Source organism: Christiangramia aestuarii (assembly GCF_009735585.1).
Lineage (GTDB): Bacteria > Bacteroidota > Bacteroidia > Flavobacteriales > Flavobacteriaceae > Christiangramia > Christiangramia aestuarii.
Map to the genome: position 1 here is coordinate 1 of NZ_VJVW01000175.1, position 360 is coordinate 360.

At 65.3% G+C, this 360-nt stretch carries 1 protein-coding gene; it reads left to right on the forward strand.

The window, feature by feature from the left end; all coding sequences use genetic code 11:
- Nucleotides 1-360, forward strand: a 360-nt coding sequence (locus tag FLP08_RS17420; RefSeq protein WP_500681188.1) for a ferredoxin reductase domain-containing protein, incomplete at both ends; no start/stop codon positions are given.

Consider the following 360-nt stretch of genomic DNA (forward strand, 5'->3'; position numbering starts at 1 on the left):
CCATCGTCGTCCCGGACGGCGAGTTCACCAGCGAACTCAGCCGCCTGCGCGAGGGCGACCAGTTGCTGGTCGATCGCCAGGCCTTCGGCTTCCTCACCCTCGACCGCTTCGTGGATGGTCGTGACCTTTGGCTGCTGGCCACCGGTACCGGTGTGGCGCCGTTCGTCTCGATCCTGCAGGACTTCGAGGTCTGGGAGCGCTTCGAAAGCATCAAGCTGGTCTACAGCGTGCGTGAGAGCAAGGAGCTGGCCTACCGCGAGCTGATCGCCGGCCTCGCCGAGCGCGAATACCTGGCCGAGCATGCCCACAAGCTGCAGTTCATTCCGGTGGTGACCCGCGAGCAGGTACCCGGTTGCCTGA